The 15510-nt window shown below is 49.6% G+C and carries 14 protein-coding genes; 4 read left to right on the forward strand and 10 right to left on the reverse strand.

Annotation, left to right across the window (positions count from 1 at the left end):
* Position 1 precedes the first annotated feature (1 nt).
* Genes fsa through zwf form a run of 3 tightly spaced genes read right to left on the reverse strand, consistent with a single transcriptional unit; the run spans position 2 to position 4212 of the window.
* On the reverse strand, positions 2-670 hold the full coding sequence (gene fsa, locus AC506A_RS21190) for a fructose-6-phosphate aldolase (RefSeq protein ID WP_495463000.1): 669 nt from the start codon (positions 668-670) through the stop codon (positions 2-4).
* 40 nt (positions 671-710) lie between these two features.
* The gene (gene tkt / locus AC506A_RS21195) at positions 711-2699 is read right to left on the reverse strand and encodes a transketolase (protein ID WP_495463121.1); all 1989 of its coding nucleotides are present in this window, start codon (positions 2697-2699) and stop codon (positions 711-713) included.
* Positions 2683-4212, reverse strand: coding sequence for a glucose-6-phosphate dehydrogenase (gene zwf, locus AC506A_RS21200; RefSeq protein WP_495463001.1), 1530 nt, complete (start codon positions 4210-4212; stop codon positions 2683-2685). Before zwf ends, tkt begins: the two co-directional genes overlap by 17 nt.
* A 113-nt stretch (positions 4213-4325) precedes the next feature.
* Here zwf and AC506A_RS21205 point away from each other — a divergent pair, with 113 nt between their 5' ends.
* Positions 4326-5219: a LysR family transcriptional regulator gene (locus tag AC506A_RS21205; RefSeq protein ID WP_495463002.1), complete on the forward strand. Its 894-nt coding sequence runs from the start codon at positions 4326-4328 to the stop codon at positions 5217-5219.
* 96 nt (positions 5220-5315) lie between these two features.
* Positions 5316-6695, forward strand: coding sequence for a spore germination protein (locus tag AC506A_RS21210; RefSeq protein ID WP_495463003.1), 1380 nt, complete (start codon positions 5316-5318; stop codon positions 6693-6695).
* 64 nt (positions 6696-6759) lie between these two features.
* On the opposite strand, the gene AC506A_RS21215 is transcribed toward AC506A_RS21210, so the two are convergent.
* The 6 genes from AC506A_RS21215 to AC506A_RS21240 form a co-directional block, all read right to left on the reverse strand.
* Positions 6760-7476 (reverse strand): GntR family transcriptional regulator, encoded by a 717-nt coding sequence (locus AC506A_RS21215; protein WP_495463004.1) that lies wholly within the window; start codon positions 7474-7476, stop codon positions 6760-6762.
* The gene (locus AC506A_RS21220; RefSeq protein WP_495463005.1) at positions 7476-8507 is read right to left on the reverse strand and encodes a sugar kinase; all 1032 of its coding nucleotides are present in this window, start codon (positions 8505-8507) and stop codon (positions 7476-7478) included. The genes AC506A_RS21215 and AC506A_RS21220 overlap by 1 nt, the downstream gene beginning before the upstream one ends.
* Positions 8500-9255: a 2-dehydro-3-deoxy-phosphogluconate aldolase gene (gene dagF / locus AC506A_RS21225; protein ID WP_495463006.1), complete on the reverse strand. Its 756-nt coding sequence runs from the start codon at positions 9253-9255 to the stop codon at positions 8500-8502. Before dagF ends, AC506A_RS21220 begins: the two co-directional genes overlap by 8 nt.
* Before the next feature lies 1 nt (position 9256).
* On the reverse strand, positions 9257-10360 hold the full coding sequence (locus AC506A_RS21230; protein WP_495463007.1) for a DgaE family pyridoxal phosphate-dependent ammonia lyase: 1104 nt from the start codon (positions 10358-10360) through the stop codon (positions 9257-9259).
* Entirely contained in the window at positions 10338-11447 is a 1110-nt protein-coding gene (locus tag AC506A_RS21235) for an amidohydrolase/deacetylase family metallohydrolase (protein ID WP_495463008.1), read from the reverse strand. Before AC506A_RS21235 ends, AC506A_RS21230 begins: the two co-directional genes overlap by 23 nt.
* A 538-nt stretch (positions 11448-11985) precedes the next feature.
* Positions 11986-12756 (reverse strand): DODA-type extradiol aromatic ring-opening family dioxygenase, encoded by a 771-nt coding sequence (locus AC506A_RS21240; RefSeq protein WP_495463009.1) that lies wholly within the window; start codon positions 12754-12756, stop codon positions 11986-11988.
* A 142-nt stretch (positions 12757-12898) separates the two neighbouring features.
* Here AC506A_RS21240 and AC506A_RS21245 point away from each other — a divergent pair, with 142 nt between their 5' ends.
* Positions 12899-13282, forward strand: coding sequence for a winged helix-turn-helix transcriptional regulator (locus AC506A_RS21245; RefSeq protein ID WP_495463122.1), 384 nt, complete (start codon positions 12899-12901; stop codon positions 13280-13282).
* Between the two features lie 194 nt (positions 13283-13476).
* Here AC506A_RS21245 and AC506A_RS21250 read toward each other — a convergent pair whose 3' ends face one another.
* Positions 13477-14373: a phytanoyl-CoA dioxygenase family protein gene (locus AC506A_RS21250; RefSeq protein ID WP_495463010.1), complete on the reverse strand. Its 897-nt coding sequence runs from the start codon at positions 14371-14373 to the stop codon at positions 13477-13479.
* 177 nt (positions 14374-14550) lie between these two features.
* Here AC506A_RS21250 and AC506A_RS21255 point away from each other — a divergent pair, with 177 nt between their 5' ends.
* Positions 14551-15444, forward strand: a complete 894-nt coding sequence (locus AC506A_RS21255) for a helix-turn-helix domain-containing protein (RefSeq protein WP_495463011.1) — start codon at positions 14551-14553, stop codon at positions 15442-15444.
* The last annotated feature ends 66 nt before the right edge of the window (positions 15445-15510 follow it).

Below are 15510 nucleotides of genomic sequence, written 5' to 3' on the forward strand. Positions count from 1 at the left end.
ATTACAGCTGTGCTGTCTTCTTCCAATCGGCAGCGAATTTATCCATGCCTTGATCCGTGAGCGGATGCTTGGATATTTGCTCGATGACCGAGAATGGAATCGTCGCAATGTGAGCACCTGCCATCGCTACACGAGTAACGTGATCCGGGTGGCGGACAGACGCTGCGATAATCTGTGCATCCAAGTTGTGAATACGGAACAATTCAGCAACTTTTGCGACCAATTGCACGCCGTCTTCCGAGATATCATCTAAGCGGCCCAGGAATGGGGATACATAGGTAGCGCCGGCGCGGGCAGCCAGGAGCGCCTGGTTCACCGTGAAAATCAGCGTTACATTCGTTTTCACGCCTTTGTTAGCCAGGTAACGGCAAGCCTCCAAACCTGCAAGCGTCATTGGAAGCTTGATGGTGATGTTCTTGTCATAATCGTTAATCTGAATCAGTTCATTCGCTTGCGCGATCATTTCTTCGGCAGTCAGCGCATCAGGAGTGACTTCGGCAGAAACGGATTCAACCTCAGGCACTTCTCGCAAAATCTCAGCAATGCGATCCTCGAACTTCACGCCTTCCTTGGCAACCAAGGAAGGATTCGTAGTTACACCGGACAAGACGCCGACTTTGTACGCTTTTCTAATATCTTCAACATTGGCAGAATCGATAAAAAATTTCATGGTTTACGACCTCCATTATTGTATAGATAAATGTATCAGCTTACTGCAGCAATTCTTTCGTGACACGTACTACGTTTTCCGTGGAGAATCCAAAGTACTCCAACACTTCTGTTCCAGGACCTGATGCACCAAAGGTATCAATCGATACATTCGCGCCGCTTAGTCCCGTATAACGCTCCCAGCCTAACGAGATGCCGGCTTCAATGGAAACCCGCTTCGTTACGGAAGCTGGAAGAACACTTTCCTTGTAGGCCGCGGACTGGCGATCGAACAGCTCTCTGCTCGGCATGGCAACTACGCGTACCGAGAGGTTATCCTGCTCTAGCTCAGCTTTGGCGTTCACGGCCAGCGAAACTTCCGATCCGGTTGCGATCAGGATGACATCCGGCTCAGCGTTCGTTTCAGTCAGGACATAAGCCCCTTTAGCTACCGCATCGATATTGCCTTTGGTCGCTTCATAGATCGGAAGATTCTGTCTGCTCAATATTAGCGCTACCGGACCTTCTTTTTGCTGAAGCGCATACGCCCATGCACTTGCCGTTTCGTTCGCATCCGAAGGTCTGATGACGGTTAATCCGGGAATGGTGCGCAGTGCAGCCAGATGCTCAACAGGCTCATGCGTAGGGCCGTCTTCGCCGACTGCGATGGAATCATGGGTAAATACATAAGTCAAAGGCAGCTTTTGCAGCGCAGCCAGACGAATTGCCGGGCGTAAATAATCGCTGAATACGAAGAAGGTGCTGACGAATGGTTTCACGCCTCCATGCAAGGCCATGCCGTTGCCGGCTGCGCCCATCGCATGCTCACGTACGCCGAAGTAGATATTGCGTCCCGAGTACGACTCTACGGCGAAGGTTTGCTCTTCGCTAATATCCGTCATTGTCGAGTGCGATAGATCCGCGCTGCCTCCGAAGATCGCAGGCACGGTTTTCACATAATGATTGATCGCGTTTCCGCTCGCAATACGAGTGGATACGGTCTTGGAAGAATCGAAAGTAAGAATATCTGCTGCATCGATCAGCACGGAGCCGTCAATCACTTGTTCGAGCTCTTTGCCTTGTGCCGGGAATTGCGACTTGTAGGCTGCAAGCAATTGGTTCCACGCTTCTTCTTTGGCTTCACCTTTACGCTTCAGCTGCTCGAAATGAGCTTTAACTTCTTGCGGAACCGTGAACTCGTCCTCATACTCCCAGCCATATACTTTCTTCGTTGCCTTCGCTTCTTCTTTGCCAAGCGGATTGCCGTGTACTTTGTTAGTACCCGCTGCTTTACTGCCGTAACCAATAATCGTCCGAACCTCGATCAAAGTCGGCTGTGCATCATTCTGCTTCGCCGCTTCAATGGCTGCAGCAATACGTGAAATATCGTTGCCGTCTTCTACACGGATATACTGCCAGTTCGCAGACTCTGCCCTCTTCTGAATATTCTCTCCAAAAGAAAGGTTTAATGCTCCATCCAAGGAGATATCGTTGGAATCATACAATACGACTAACTTGCCCAGTTTCATATGTCCGGCCATCGACATAGCCTCATATGAAATGCCTTCCATCAGACAGCCGTCGCCAACCAGCGCATACGTATGATGATCGACAACCGGGAACCCGTTCTGATTGTATTTCGAAGCAAGATGCGCTTCGGCCATCGCCATTCCGACTGCCATTGCAAGCCCTTGTCCGAGCGGCCCCGTTGTTGCATCTACGCCATCGGTATGCCCGAATTCAGGGTGTCCGGGCGTCTTGCTGTTCAGCTTGCGGAACTGTTTAAGATCATCAAGCGACACCTGATAGCCGGACAAATGCAGAAGGCTATATAGCAAAGCTGAACCATGACCTGCTGACAATACGAAACGATCGCGGTTAAACCATTTAGCATGGCTTGGATTGTGATTTAAAGAATTGGACCATAGCGCATACGCCATCGGAGCGGCGCCCATCGGCAGCCCCGGATGACCGGAATTGGCGCTGTTGATGGCATCAATGGATAACGTACGGATCGTATCGATAGCTAGTTGTTCAATTGTTTGTGATATAGGCATAATGTTCTCCTTCTTGTGTGTTTATTTCTTGTTCGGTCTGCTCATCGAACCACCAGTGATAGCCGTCCGCTGCCAATAACGCATCGGACTCGGCAGGTCCGTATGTGCCTGCTTCATAGGAATGAAGCGGTACGCTGTTCGTTTGGAAAGCGTCCAAGATCGGTTGAACCCATTGCCAGGACAGCTCTACTTCGTCCCAGTGCGCGAAGAATTTAGGGTCTCCGTTCAGGGCATCATGAATCAAGTTCTCATAAGCTTCCGGAGTATCATCTTGGCTGGCGTGGAAGTCGATATGAATCGGCTTGAACTCCCCTTTATGCCGCGTATCCCTTGTATTCAGCTGCAGCATAATGCCTTCGTTTGGACTTATTTCAAACACCAGAAGATTCGGTGCTTTGCTGCTGTCATGCGCATCCTTGGAAGTCTGTTTTAACGGCTCCTTGAACTCAATAACGATCCGAGTTGATTTCTCTTTCATGCGTTTGCCTGTTCGGATATAGAAAGGAACGCCGCGCCAGAAGAAATCATCAATCTGCAATCGAGCCGCAATAAACGTATCGTTCATGGATGTATCCGCAATCCCCGGCTCATCATGGTAGCCGACCACCGGTTTACCTTGAATCGTTCCTGCTTTGTACTGACCGCGGATAATATTGGTGCTGATTTCCTGTTTCTGCAGCGGCTCGAGCGCCTCCATCACTTTCTTCTTCTTAAAGCGGACCATCTCGGAATCGCTGTTATTCGGAAGATGGCTGGCCAGCATCATGAGAAGCTGCAGCATATGGTTCTGGAACATGTCTCGAACAGCGCCGACATGATCGTAATAACCTGCTCTTTCTTCCACACCTACGGTTTCATTAGCTGTAATCTGCACATTGGCGATGTAGCGATTGGTCCATAATGCCTGCAGAACGGGATTCGACTGCTGCAGAATCTCAAGCTTCTGTACCATCGGCTTGCCAAGATAATGATCGATACGGAAGATTTCTTCCTCTGCGAAAGCTTTGCTCAGCTTCTGATTTAAGTCCCGAGCAGATTCCAAATCATAGCCGAAAGGTTTCTCGATCACGAGTCGTTTATGGACAGCCCCAAGTCCACTATCCTGGATATTCGCGGCAATGGTTTCGAAATGCTCCGGCCCAACCGACAAATAAAACATCCGATTCGGTTTCGAGATGTGAAGCTCCTCTTCCCGCTGCTCAATGAGGTGAAGCAGCTTGCTGTAATCCTCGATTCGGCCTACATCCAGCACACTATAACGGAATGCATGCAGAAACTTTTCCAGCCCGGCTTGATCCTCTTTCACTTCACGCCTTGAATACTTGCGAAGCGATTGCTCGACATTCGCCCGAAAGGTTTCGGTCGACAGCTCTCTCCTGCCAAGTCCATACAATGTGAAAGCTTCCGGCAGCTTCTGATCGATAAATAAGTTATATAAAGCCGGATAAATTTTTCGTTTCGCTAAATCTCCGGTTGCGCCAAACAATACAAAAGTGGTTGGGTCCATTTTTCCATACTCCTTCCAGTTAAACGCTGGTATCTCTTCTATACATCCACTATAATACGAATTGCATCTATACAAGTAATACATATATTTCAGAGGAGCTATAGACCACGTCTATGACCAACAATTATGAGTTATATAAAGTTTTCTATTGGGCCGCGAAGACAGGCAGCCTAACGCAAGCTGCCAAGGCGCTTTATATTACCCAGCCGAGCGTAAGTCATGCCATCAAACAGCTGGAAGACAGTTTTGGCATTACGCTGTTTTACCGTAATTCGAAAGGGGTTGCGCTTACGCAAGAAGGCGTTCTGCTGTATTCCTATATTGAACAGTCTCACATCTTAATCACGCTGGCCGAGGAGAAGATGGCCGCACTGAAAAATCTCGACAGCGGCGAGCTGCGGATCGGCGGAAGCGACTCGCTGTTCAAGCATTACATGCTTCCGTATTTAGAAGATTTTAATCGCAAGCATCCCGGCATCAGGCTTCACCTGAATCATGGAACGACACCTGAGGTTATTTCGTTCTTAAAAGAAGGCAAAATCGATCTCGGCGTCGTTCGTATGCCGATCGTCGATCCGCTGCTTGAAGTGAGGGAGAGCCTCCAACTGCAAGATTGCTTCGTTGCGGGGGCTCGTTACGCGGAGCTGAAGGAGACCGTTCTCTCCCTGGAAATGCTGCTTCAGCACCACCTAATTCTATTCTCACGCAATAGTCGAGCACGAATGGCGATCACGGAATTATTTCAAAGTTATGGCTATACCCTGAAACCTGAAATCGAGGTCGGAAGCGTGGATCTTCTGATCGAGTTTGCAAAACGGGGACTTGGTATCTCGTATGTCACAAGAGAATTTGTGAAGAAGGAGCTGGAAGAGGGCTCTCTCTTCGAAATTAAGCTGGACGTGCAGCTGCCGCCTTCTCAGGTGGGGATTATGATCATGCGCAACATGCCGCTTTCTATAACAGCCACAAGGTTTATCGAGTACTTTGACAAGTTCTCCTCCCCTTAGTATTCAAATCAAGAATCATGCATCACTGCATAGAACAGGATATCCAAGCTCAAAATATGGAAATCTGATGTTTCTACATAAAGTGGGGTATTTGGAGTGCAAAGCAACTTAACGGCGATTCAGAATGCATTGGGACACAGCTCCGACTTTAAGACGCGTAAAATTGAAGACGATAGCGGCAGCGTTCAGGTAACCGTTTTCTATATGGATGGATTGGTCAATTCCGACAGGCTAGAGCAGCATGTGATAAAACCGCTTGCGGAAAATATCGCCTCAGCGCTCCAATCTGCCGAACTCGAGCTATTAAATAACCCCGAACAAGCCGTACAGGCAATCGTACAAGCTAAAGCGGTTGTCCTATATCACCAATCCGATAAGCTCGTAAGTGTTGATGTCATGATGTGGAAAGAGCGCCCCGTAGCCGACTCGTTAACGGAGCGCAATCAATTCGGATTACTGGTTGGTTTCACGGAGAAAGCACAGACCAATATCAGTATCCTGCGCGGCCTTCTCAAAACACCTGATTTAACGGTTGAAACGGTCCAAAAAGGAACGCTCACGCCAACAGCGATCTCCATTGTGTATATGAGAAATATTGTGGATGCCGGAATTCTGCACGAAGTAAAGAAACGGCTGAAGGAGCTTGATGATGTCAAGTATATCCTGCAGTCTGCCATTGTCGAGGGAGTCCTAGCGAAGAACAAATGGACGATATTCCCGCTGGTATCGGCCACCGATGCGCCGGATATTGCCGCAAGCTCTATTTTGGAGGGGAAAGTCGTTGTATTTGTTGATAATACGCCCCATGCGATACTTTGTCCCACATTATTCGTCAGTTACTTTCAATCGCCGGATGAATACTACGGTAAATACGGTAGGTTCATGAACAGATTCATTAAGGTGATTTCGTTCTTCCTAGCCACTCATTCAGCCGCGATGTATATCATATTGGAACGCAGCGATGTACTGTCCAAAAAAGTACATAAGCTGCTTTATCCTGCAGATATGTTGACATCGCCAATTGTTGAGGTGATTGTTTTACTACTCGTCATTAAAATTATGATCGACGGTATGTATAGGGTGAACACAAACCTAGTCACATTCTTTGCTTTCATTTCTACGGTGTTGATTAGCGAGAATATGCTAAAAATAAAAATTTACAGCCCTTTCTGCTTGTGTATTGTCGCTTTCTCCTTTGTCATAATGACCTTTTTTTCAAGTCGCGGGTTATCCACAACTATGCTTACATTAAATTGTATTTATTTAGTTGCTGCTTATTTTGCAGGCGTATCCGGCGTTATTGCGGCTACCACGGTAATGATGATCCATATCGTGATGCTGAAGAGCATCACCGTGCCGTATTTTAGCCCCTTAATTCCGCTGAAGCCGAAAGAGCTGCGCGATGTATTCTTCCGAAGCGATTTGAAGAAGCTAATCAACAGCAAACACAGCTATACAAGTAAGAGAAAGCGTTAGTTGTGAAAGGAACATGCGAAGGGCTGCCCAGAAGGATTTCATCCCTTCCGGAGCAGCCCTTCATTTATACGTCGTAATTGACGACATAGTGATGTCGTTCGGTATTGTAGAAGCCCTCGCTATATTCAATCAATTCTCCGCTCTCGTCGTACGCATAGCGCGACCGCTTGAGAAGCGGCGTTCCCGCCTTGATTCCGAGCGAGGCCAAGACCATAGTAGGAGCTGTGGCTGCTACCGAAAATTCATCCCGGTACTTACTGATGGAGACATGCTGTTCTTCAATCAAGTCATAGAGCGACTGTGCGTTCAGGTCGGACAGTTCGATGTTCGCCGCCCGACTCGACAAATAGTGCGTGTAATGAATGTAGGGTTCACCGTTCAGATGATATACTCTCTCAATCTGCAAACACCGCTCGCCGAACAATCGGTACGCCATCGATTCTTCCTCATTCGTGACATTCTCCGCGCGAAGCAATTGTTTGGCGATTTGATGCCCTTCATCAACCAGCACTTCTGTAAAACGCTTCAGCTTGGACAGCTTGGAGGCGGACGTATTGCGAATGACCTTCGTTCCTTTGCCGCTGCCTGTCTCCACGTAGCCATCCTGCGCCAGCTCCTTAATGGCATTACGCACCGTAACTTTGCTGACCTGGAATTCTTGCTCGAGCTGCGGCTCCGGCGGTATGCTCGTTCCGACCGGATAAACGCCGTGCAGGATTCTGTCCTTCACGATGCTCGCAATTTGCGCATACAATGGCTTCTTGCTGCGTGACAGCTTCATTATCGAATCACGTCTCCATTCGCAAGGTCGATCATCGCACGCTCGATTTCTCGCTCCGACGAGATCGGCGTATCCCCCGCAACCGTGTGAGCGAGCATAGCCGCGGCGGACGCGAAGCGAACCGTTCGCTCCGGTTCGAAGGTGGAGAGCTCGCCATGTATGATACCGCTGCAGAATGCATCACCCGCTCCGATTCTATCGTAAACGGCAAAAGTGAGCGGCTCGGAAGCAATCGTCATGGCTCCGTTCTTATACATAAACCCGCGCAGCGAGTGCGTGTTACCACCGTTAATCGTGCGATGTGTACCCGCGATCACGGATATGCCAGCGTATCGCTTAGCGACCATCGGCAACAATTCCGTCAACTGCTCCAGTCGATCCGTCTTGTCCGTCGACATGCCGAGAATATGGATCATATCTCGCTCATTCATCATCACGATGTCTGAAAGCTCGAACATCTGCTCATAATAGGGCTTCGCTTTCGCGTATCCTCCATCTCCCCAATGGGTCGGCCTGTAATTACAATCGAGGACGACCGTTCCACCGTTCCTCTTCACTGCCGTTGCTAGCTGACGCAAATGCCGCCTGACGTCATCGTTCATAGCCAGCGTGATCCCGCAGAAATGAATAAGGTCAATACCCGAGGCGATCGCTTCATAATCGTAAGCATCCGAAGGAGCCGTGTTAAAGCTGCTCTCCTGCCGATTGGAATACGTGACACGACCAGGTCTCGCGCCGAACCCATTCTCTAGGAAGTACATGCCGAGGTAATTACCGGCGCGGCTAACGTATTCCATGGAGATGCCCAGCTTCCGCAGGTTCGCCGCGGCCGCCTCTCCAAGCGCATTGTCCGGCAGCCGCGATATAAGGTAGCCTTCATGCCCGAAACGCGCTAGTGCAGAGGCAACGTTCACACCGGTGCCGGAGAACGAATAACGAAGATGATCCGCCTGCGACAATAATTCGTAGCCCGGTACCTGCAGACGCATCATGACTTCGCCGAAAGCGGCGACGCGTGCACGGTTAGCCATGGCGATCAACCAGCTTCTTCATGATTTCCAGCAGCGCGCGTACATCCTGGACATTCGTTCTTCCGCTCGCTTTGTCGATGATCGATGAATAAACATGAGGAATGATTTGTGGAACGCCCGCTTCAAGCGCGATGTGCACTATCGCCTCGAAGTTGTCCATATCGATGCCGCCGGTTGGTTCGAGCGCGAATCCTTCCTCTGCGCAAGCCTTCGCAACGGCACGCAGCTCATCCTCTCGGCTCAAACCGTTCATCGGGAAATATTTGAGTGCATTGCCACCCATATCGCGCACAAGCGCGATAGCAGTCTTCACGGTCACGATTGCCTGCTCCGGTTGCGCCGCGCTGAAGGGTCCTGTCGAAATATTCACATAGCCAGCTTGGCCCGTAGGCGAAACGAGGCTGTTAATCCAGCTGTCTTGCTCTCCCAGATTCGCCCGTGTAGCGCCAACTGCCGGGAAAACCTGATTGATATGCGTTCCGGGATAATGCTTGGCAATCTGTGCGACGACGGCTGCCTGCCGATTGTCCCCGGCACCAAGTCCGATGGAGACCGCGTCATCGATCGCTTCCCCGTATTGCTTCATCGCGGTAACGGCTGCTTCGACGGTCGAATAGTCTTTCGAGAGGACACCGACAAGTACAAAGCCTTCTGCCGCATCGAAAACATCTTTTGCATTCTGAACGGAATTAGCCAGCACATTTAGGGCCGCGCGGCCTTTATACAACCGTTTCGTCATCTTGGACATGTTAATTGCCTCCCGTAAGCGTACGTATTCTAGCCGCGATCACATCGATATCGTCACCAAGCAGCGGACGCGGATCGATATCGAAATAACCTTGCTTCACGCCATAATCACGCGTGTAAATGGCGACGTCGCCGCCTTGCAATCCTTCAGCGACTGCCTTGGCCGTCGTGCCGGATAACGCCGGATCAATCTGAATGCGTGCACGGAATATCGCCCGCCCCGCCTCGTCTTGAACAATTGATACTTTGATGCCAAGCTGCTCATTCAGTGGCATAAGAGTTTGCAGAGCTGCTTTCTCCTGCTCACTGTTATCTGGCTTGACCATATACTCCTCAAGTGCTTGAAGCAGCCCGAACGTCGTTTCCTTACCGACCTTCATGCTGCGGCCAATGCCGTGCAGCTGCACTTTAACCATCTCGACATAGGCTCTTTTGCCTCCGACAATACCGGAAGTCGGCCCTTCGATCGCCTTGGATCCGCTGTATATCGCGAGGTCCGAGAACTTCACGTATTTACGGACATCCTCTTCCGCAGCCGCATCCACGATTAGCGGAACACCTTTGCGCTGCGCCACTTCCCAAGCTTCCTCTACGCTAATCATGTTCTTTTGCACCGCGTGGTGGGACTTCACGTATAGAATTGCCGCTGTGCGATCACTGATCGCGTCTTCGATATGCTCGGCCTTGCCTTCATTCGCATAACCGACTTCAACGAGCTTACCTCCGCCCAGAAACACCATCGTCTCCACCGGTGCGCCGTACTGGACATTATGTCCCTTAAGAATGATAATCTCGTTCTTGGCAATCGGCTCTTGATGAAGCCGTTCACTCAAGCGCCGATTGCCTTGCGTAACGATACCCGCAACAGACAATGCAATGCCGCTGGATGCTGAGTTGACGACGACTGCAGCTTCGGAGCCGAGCACGTTCGCGATATGGTCGCCCGCCTTGTCTACCAAATCGGCGATTTCCACGTAACGTTGTCCACCAAGCTTCATCGCTTCCATGACGGTATCGGAAGGCGCCGACACACCGAGAATGCTCATTCGCCCGCTGGCGTTAATAACGCGTTTCAAACCATATTTAGCATTCAATGAATCGCCCATTCGCACATACTCCTCTAGCTATAATTTGTTGTTCGCCCATGCGCGTATCTCCCTCCGAATCGACAAACAACGTACGTTCCTCTTTCACAGAGAATAAGGTCAGATTCGCCCGGTCACCTGCTTGAATGCGGCCCAGCTCCGGTTTTCTCAGCCATTCAGCCGCATTAGTCGTTACGGCGCCAATTACTTCGTTTAGCGAATAACCCAGGCATAGAAACTTCGACATGACATGCGCCAAGCTGTAGACAGGGCCGTGCTTCCGATTCCCGCGATAGATATCCGAACTGATTGTATCGAAGCGGATGCCGCACCGCTTGGCCGCCTCCGCCGTCTTGAAGGAGAAGCTTGCCGTTCCATGTCCGACATCCATTCGCACACCTCTGGCGATAGCCTCGTCCAGCTCGGAGATCGGACTGCCAACCTCGCTGAACAAATTGTTGCTCTTCCCGTTCAAATAGTGCGTGACGACATCATCTCTTGCTAGCAGCGGAAGAATCTCTTCAATTCTCGGGGGAGCAGACCCGATATGAACCATGAGCGGCAAACCGGTCGCTTCGGCCAGCTCCCTAGCGATATATAGAGGCCGGATGCCGTTATCGCGAACGACGCTGCCGCTCATTCTAGCCTTCCATCCTATAATGAAGTCCGGATACGATCGAACGGCTTGCAATGCGGCTTCTCTATCGAGCCAAGCCAGATCGGATAGTTCGTCGATCCGCTGCAAACCGATCTTCGATACGTTCAGCAGCGCGAATACTGTCGTCATCGCTCTCACCCGACTTGCCGCCAAGTCGTCGATCCGATCCGCACCGCAGCTGCCAGCGTCAACAATCACCGCAACGCCTTGCTTCACACCAATCTCGTCAATGTCATCCCCGTAGGGATCGAGCTCCGGGAACGCATGAACGTGAAGGTCGATCCAGCCGCTCGATACATGCAAGCCGGAACAATCGACTACTCGACCGGCAGCGGAGACGCTGCTCGTCCCCGCTGCCGTTATTTCTGCTATAATGCCAGCTGTGACGACAATATCAACCTGCCGACCGTCCATGAGTGTTGCCCCGCGCAAAACCAACCGATCAGTCATCGTAAACCCACCCTTTATTTTGCTAAAACGACTAGCCATTTGAATCTAGATTATAACGTTATAATGTTTAATCTACAGGGAAACCGATTTAGCGTCAACAAACATTATAATGTTTAAGTTGGCAATCTACTAATTAGGACTGCCCGCCTGTCCTATAGACGAATGGGCAGTCTTCCGGAGTGTCGAGAAACCCACGTTTTCGGAAACGGCATACGAGCCATCCTCCAACTGTAACGGTTGTGACAGTGGTTATTTGGCCTTATAAGCTCGTTTTAATTTTCTTACGGTTGCCATAGCGCTTATTCGGACATTTTCCGATAGAAATCAACCATTTTGCAACAAATAGCCACGCTGACAACCGTTAACGTTTATTTATTCGGTACCAACAGGCGCTCATCACCGCGGCTAAGCAGAACATGAAGAGGATTGCCCTCAGTTTAACCGAAAACGAAAAGAAACCCGACGTAATAAAAAACGTTGGGTTTCCTTACAAACCGCGAAATAATGCCCACCTATCCTATCGACAAGTGGGCATTATTTAGAACTGATAGCTGAGATTGCTCATAGAACCATATTTGATTGTCTCATTGTATAAGACACGAATTTCATGTCCAGGCGTTCCGCTTCCGAGCGCTATGAGCAAAGGTACGAAATGTTCGGCCCGAGGCACGGCCTTCTTCGCATGCGGGGCTAACGTTTCATAGTTGCTTAGTGCCTCGATGTCTCTCGCTAGCAACTTCTCCGTAATCCAATCCGTGAATTCAACGGCCCATGCACGAGGCGGGGCATCCATATTCCGATCAAACTCATTGAAGTTGTGCGTCAAGAAGCCGCTGCCAATCACGAGGATGCCATCCTTCTCAAGGCCCTGCAGCGCTTCTCCGATTGCAATCTGCTGCCTAGCTGGCAAGAAAGCATTTACGGAAACCGGGACAATCGGGATATCAGCCTCCGGGTAAGCGTGCCGCATAATCGGAAATACCCCATGATCGAGGCCCCGATACTTACGCTGAACCGGGATGTTATGCTTGCGCAACCGCTCTTCCACAATAGATGCGACGATATTCGATCCTCTCGCCGGATATTGAACCTGGTAATATTCCGGTGGAAAGCCGTAATAATCATATTCCATCTCATGAATGTCATCCGTAGCCGCGATTGTTGTGATTTGGCTCTCGAAATGCGCGGAGAAGATAACGATCGCTTTGGGACGGACTGATTTACCGAAGCGATTCAAGAAGGCGGTGAATTCCGATTTCTCGAAAATCGTAAATGGCGAGCCATGCGCCAAAAAGACAGGTGAGAGCAAATGATGACCTCCTACTATTCCATTGAATGATTACAGCTATGGGCTTATAATATAACCTAGCTACATTATTGGGAAGTAGGCACAATCAAATAACCTAGTATCCAAAAAGTAACCATAGATAAACACTGGAGGAATTACGATGATGAATGATGGTGGGTGCAAGATCGAAACCGCGTTAGAAATTCTTGTCGGCAAATGGAAACCCGTAATCCTCTTTCATCTATTCGGCAACGGTACGATGAGATTTAGCGAGCTGCAGCGCGCCATGCCCGATATTTCCAAAAAAATGCTCACCTCGCAGCTGCGGGAATTGGAGTATCACGATATCGTTCACCGTGAGGTCTATCGTCAGATTCCCCCGAAAGTGGAATATTCCATTACCGAATACGGTACTCAGATGACGCCATTGCTGCAAGCGATTGGCAATTGGGGAATGACTCATGTGCAGCATTTGAACGAGCTTTACGGTGCTGACCGTGCAGTGGAGATATTTGAAACGAAAGAGAACAAGCTTGCAGGCAAGTGAGCCGCCTCAACAACAATACAGTCCTGACCATCAAGAACCCTTGATGATCAGGACTGTTTTCATTCCGGCGCTTGTGAAGCAAAACGAATCGCACGACTGAACAAGCCCGGCAGGAGAGAGACATGATTATCGTCAGCAGATATTCGGAACTCTACCTCTTTCTGGGTAAATTAAAGTAACGATCAGACGGTAGATTAAATCGACCATTCTTTCCTTGCTTCTTCCATCGTCTTCGACTTCTCTTTGCCCCACGCGTAATGGCCTTTCGGCTTAACGCCTACCCAGCGCTCATCAACGGGCTCAGAGCGAAGCTGATAGCGCGTATCGGAGCTGATGCGGAATCTGTTGGTCGTATTATTGACCGAGCCGTGCAGCAGGAACATACCGAAAATAATGATGTCGCCAGCCTCAAATGGCGTCGTTGCCCATTGTCCGCCGAACTTGTCCACGCATTCAATCGGATCTTTGGAAATCCAGCCGAGCTCGATATTGTCACGATCGACATCCATTTGCCCGTAAGTCGCTTTAATTTTCTCGAAGTTTTGCGATCCTAGGCAGATCGATAGTGGTCCCTGCTCATATGGAACATCGCCCAGTGGCGTCCACATCGTATACACTTGTTTGGTACCGCGTCCCATATAGACAATGTCGTAATGGGCTCCGGTAAAGTCGCCGTTTCCTACTGCACGCGGCCATTTGTAATCGTAGGTCATCGCTTCCCCGCCGAGCAGACGATCGAAGAAGCTCATCACTTTCTCGCTGTTAACAAGATGATAGAACGGCAGCATGTTCGCATCGTCCTCATTCACGGCGCCGCCGAACATCGCGCCTTTTGCGCCTGGAGCAATGACACCTTCTTCAATCGGGAAGCCGGAATCCAGCTTATCCATGTCATGAAGCTTGTGCAGAATTCCTCTGCGCGCCCTCATGACATCCTCGCGATCATGGAAACCGCGAATAAGCAAATAGCCGTCCTCTTCTAGACGATTTCTCAAAGCATCTATATCGTGCAGCAGCTCATTCGCACTGCGAAGCTCCGTCAAATACTTGCTGCCCATCTCCAGTTCCGCATTTCCCATCATGATTTTCATTGGTAATTCCTCCCGTTTGAGTGGTTTCTTCTTGATAACCGAATCATAACACCCGATATCGAAGTCAACCATTCAGAACGGTATGGATTTGTTACATAAATGTAGTCTATAATTAATCATATCCCTCAAATACTGATATATTTGTAGAAAAACGATCTATAACAGAGGTGGATCACGATGGATCATATGTTTCAATTGCCTGATTTGTACAATGCCATACGTATTCCCAGCATCGAGTACGCCAAACAAGAAGCCGGATGGTCATATCCGGATCACCGGCATCCTTTCTTCGAGTTTCTGTTCTGCATTTCCGGCGAGATCGAGCAATGGGTCAACGGGCGGATGTACCATCTGTACCCAGGAGATGCGATTATCATCCAATCAGAAATGCTCCATCGTACCGAAACGCGAGTCGATTGCAGCTATTTCGATTTTCATTTTGAAGTCGAAATCAATGCCATCAATATGATCTTCCAGCTCACCTCCGATCCCGTATTTCGCAGCGAATCGCATGGAAACGTTTCGGAATGGGTGACGCATTTCATAACTCGTTTCGGTGAGCACTTGCAGCAGATGATGGCTCGCGATAATAAGAAACAATCGATTACAGATGAAATGGCTGCCTCTGTTAAGCAGCTGCAGATTCATTCCAGCATTTTGGATTTTATCGGCAACCTGGCATCCGAGCTTATTTCCACACAAAATCATCAGCTTCCCTCTTCCGGCATCAAGCCTTCGCAGATGAAGCTTGCGCGGGAGGCAGCCTATTGGATGGAATATCATCTCCATTCGCCGATGAACATCTCGACTCTATCCACACAATTGAATGTTCACCGGACCTATTTGCATGAATGCTTCAAACTCGTCTATGGAATCTCACCTTCTGTGTACCTGCAGCGAATCCGAATTCGCGAGGCCAAAAAAATGCTGCAACACCAATCGATCAGCGTGGAAGAAATCGCCCATTCCCTGTGCTATTCTTCAACCAGCCATTTCAGCCATGCGTTTCGGACAGCGATGGGGGTCTCGCCTCAGCAATTCCGCAATTTCAATAGCACAACTACGGAGTAAACGAACCAAGCAAAAAGCAGGCCCTCTAAGGCGCCGCCAATTTGCTTGGTTCTTTTTTATCTACAA

This window comes from Paenibacillus sp. N22P23 (genome assembly GCF_059383735.1).

Excerpts from the sequence above, each read along its gene's own strand:
- fsa (WP_495463000.1), bottom strand. The coding sequence starts at position 670 with ATGAAATTTTTTATCGATTCTGCCAATGTTGAAGATATTAGAAAAGCG.
- AC506A_RS21205 (WP_495463002.1), top strand. The coding sequence starts at position 4,326 with ATGACCAACAATTATGAGTTATATAAAGTTTTCTATTGGGCCGCGAAG.
- AC506A_RS21255 (WP_495463011.1), top strand. The coding sequence starts at position 14,551 with ATGGATCATATGTTTCAATTGCCTGATTTGTACAATGCCATACGTATT.
- AC506A_RS21250 (WP_495463010.1), bottom strand. The coding sequence starts at position 14,373 with ATGAAAATCATGATGGGAAATGCGGAACTGGAGATGGGCAGCAAGTAT.
- AC506A_RS21220 (WP_495463005.1), bottom strand. The coding sequence starts at position 8,507 with ATGGCTAACCGTGCACGCGTCGCCGCTTTCGGCGAAGTCATGATGCGT.
- AC506A_RS21245 (WP_495463122.1), top strand. The coding sequence starts at position 12,899 with ATGAATGATGGTGGGTGCAAGATCGAAACCGCGTTAGAAATTCTTGTC.
- zwf (WP_495463001.1), bottom strand. The coding sequence starts at position 4,212 with ATGGACCCAACCACTTTTGTATTGTTTGGCGCAACCGGAGATTTAGCG.
- AC506A_RS21215 (WP_495463004.1), bottom strand. The coding sequence starts at position 7,476 with ATGAAGCTGTCACGCAGCAAGAAGCCATTGTATGCGCAAATTGCGAGC.
- dagF (WP_495463006.1), bottom strand. The coding sequence starts at position 9,255 with ATGTCCAAGATGACGAAACGGTTGTATAAAGGCCGCGCGGCCCTAAAT.
- AC506A_RS21235 (WP_495463008.1), bottom strand. The coding sequence starts at position 11,447 with ATGACTGATCGGTTGGTTTTGCGCGGGGCAACACTCATGGACGGTCGG.
- AC506A_RS21230 (WP_495463007.1), bottom strand. The coding sequence starts at position 10,360 with ATGGGCGATTCATTGAATGCTAAATATGGTTTGAAACGCGTTATTAAC.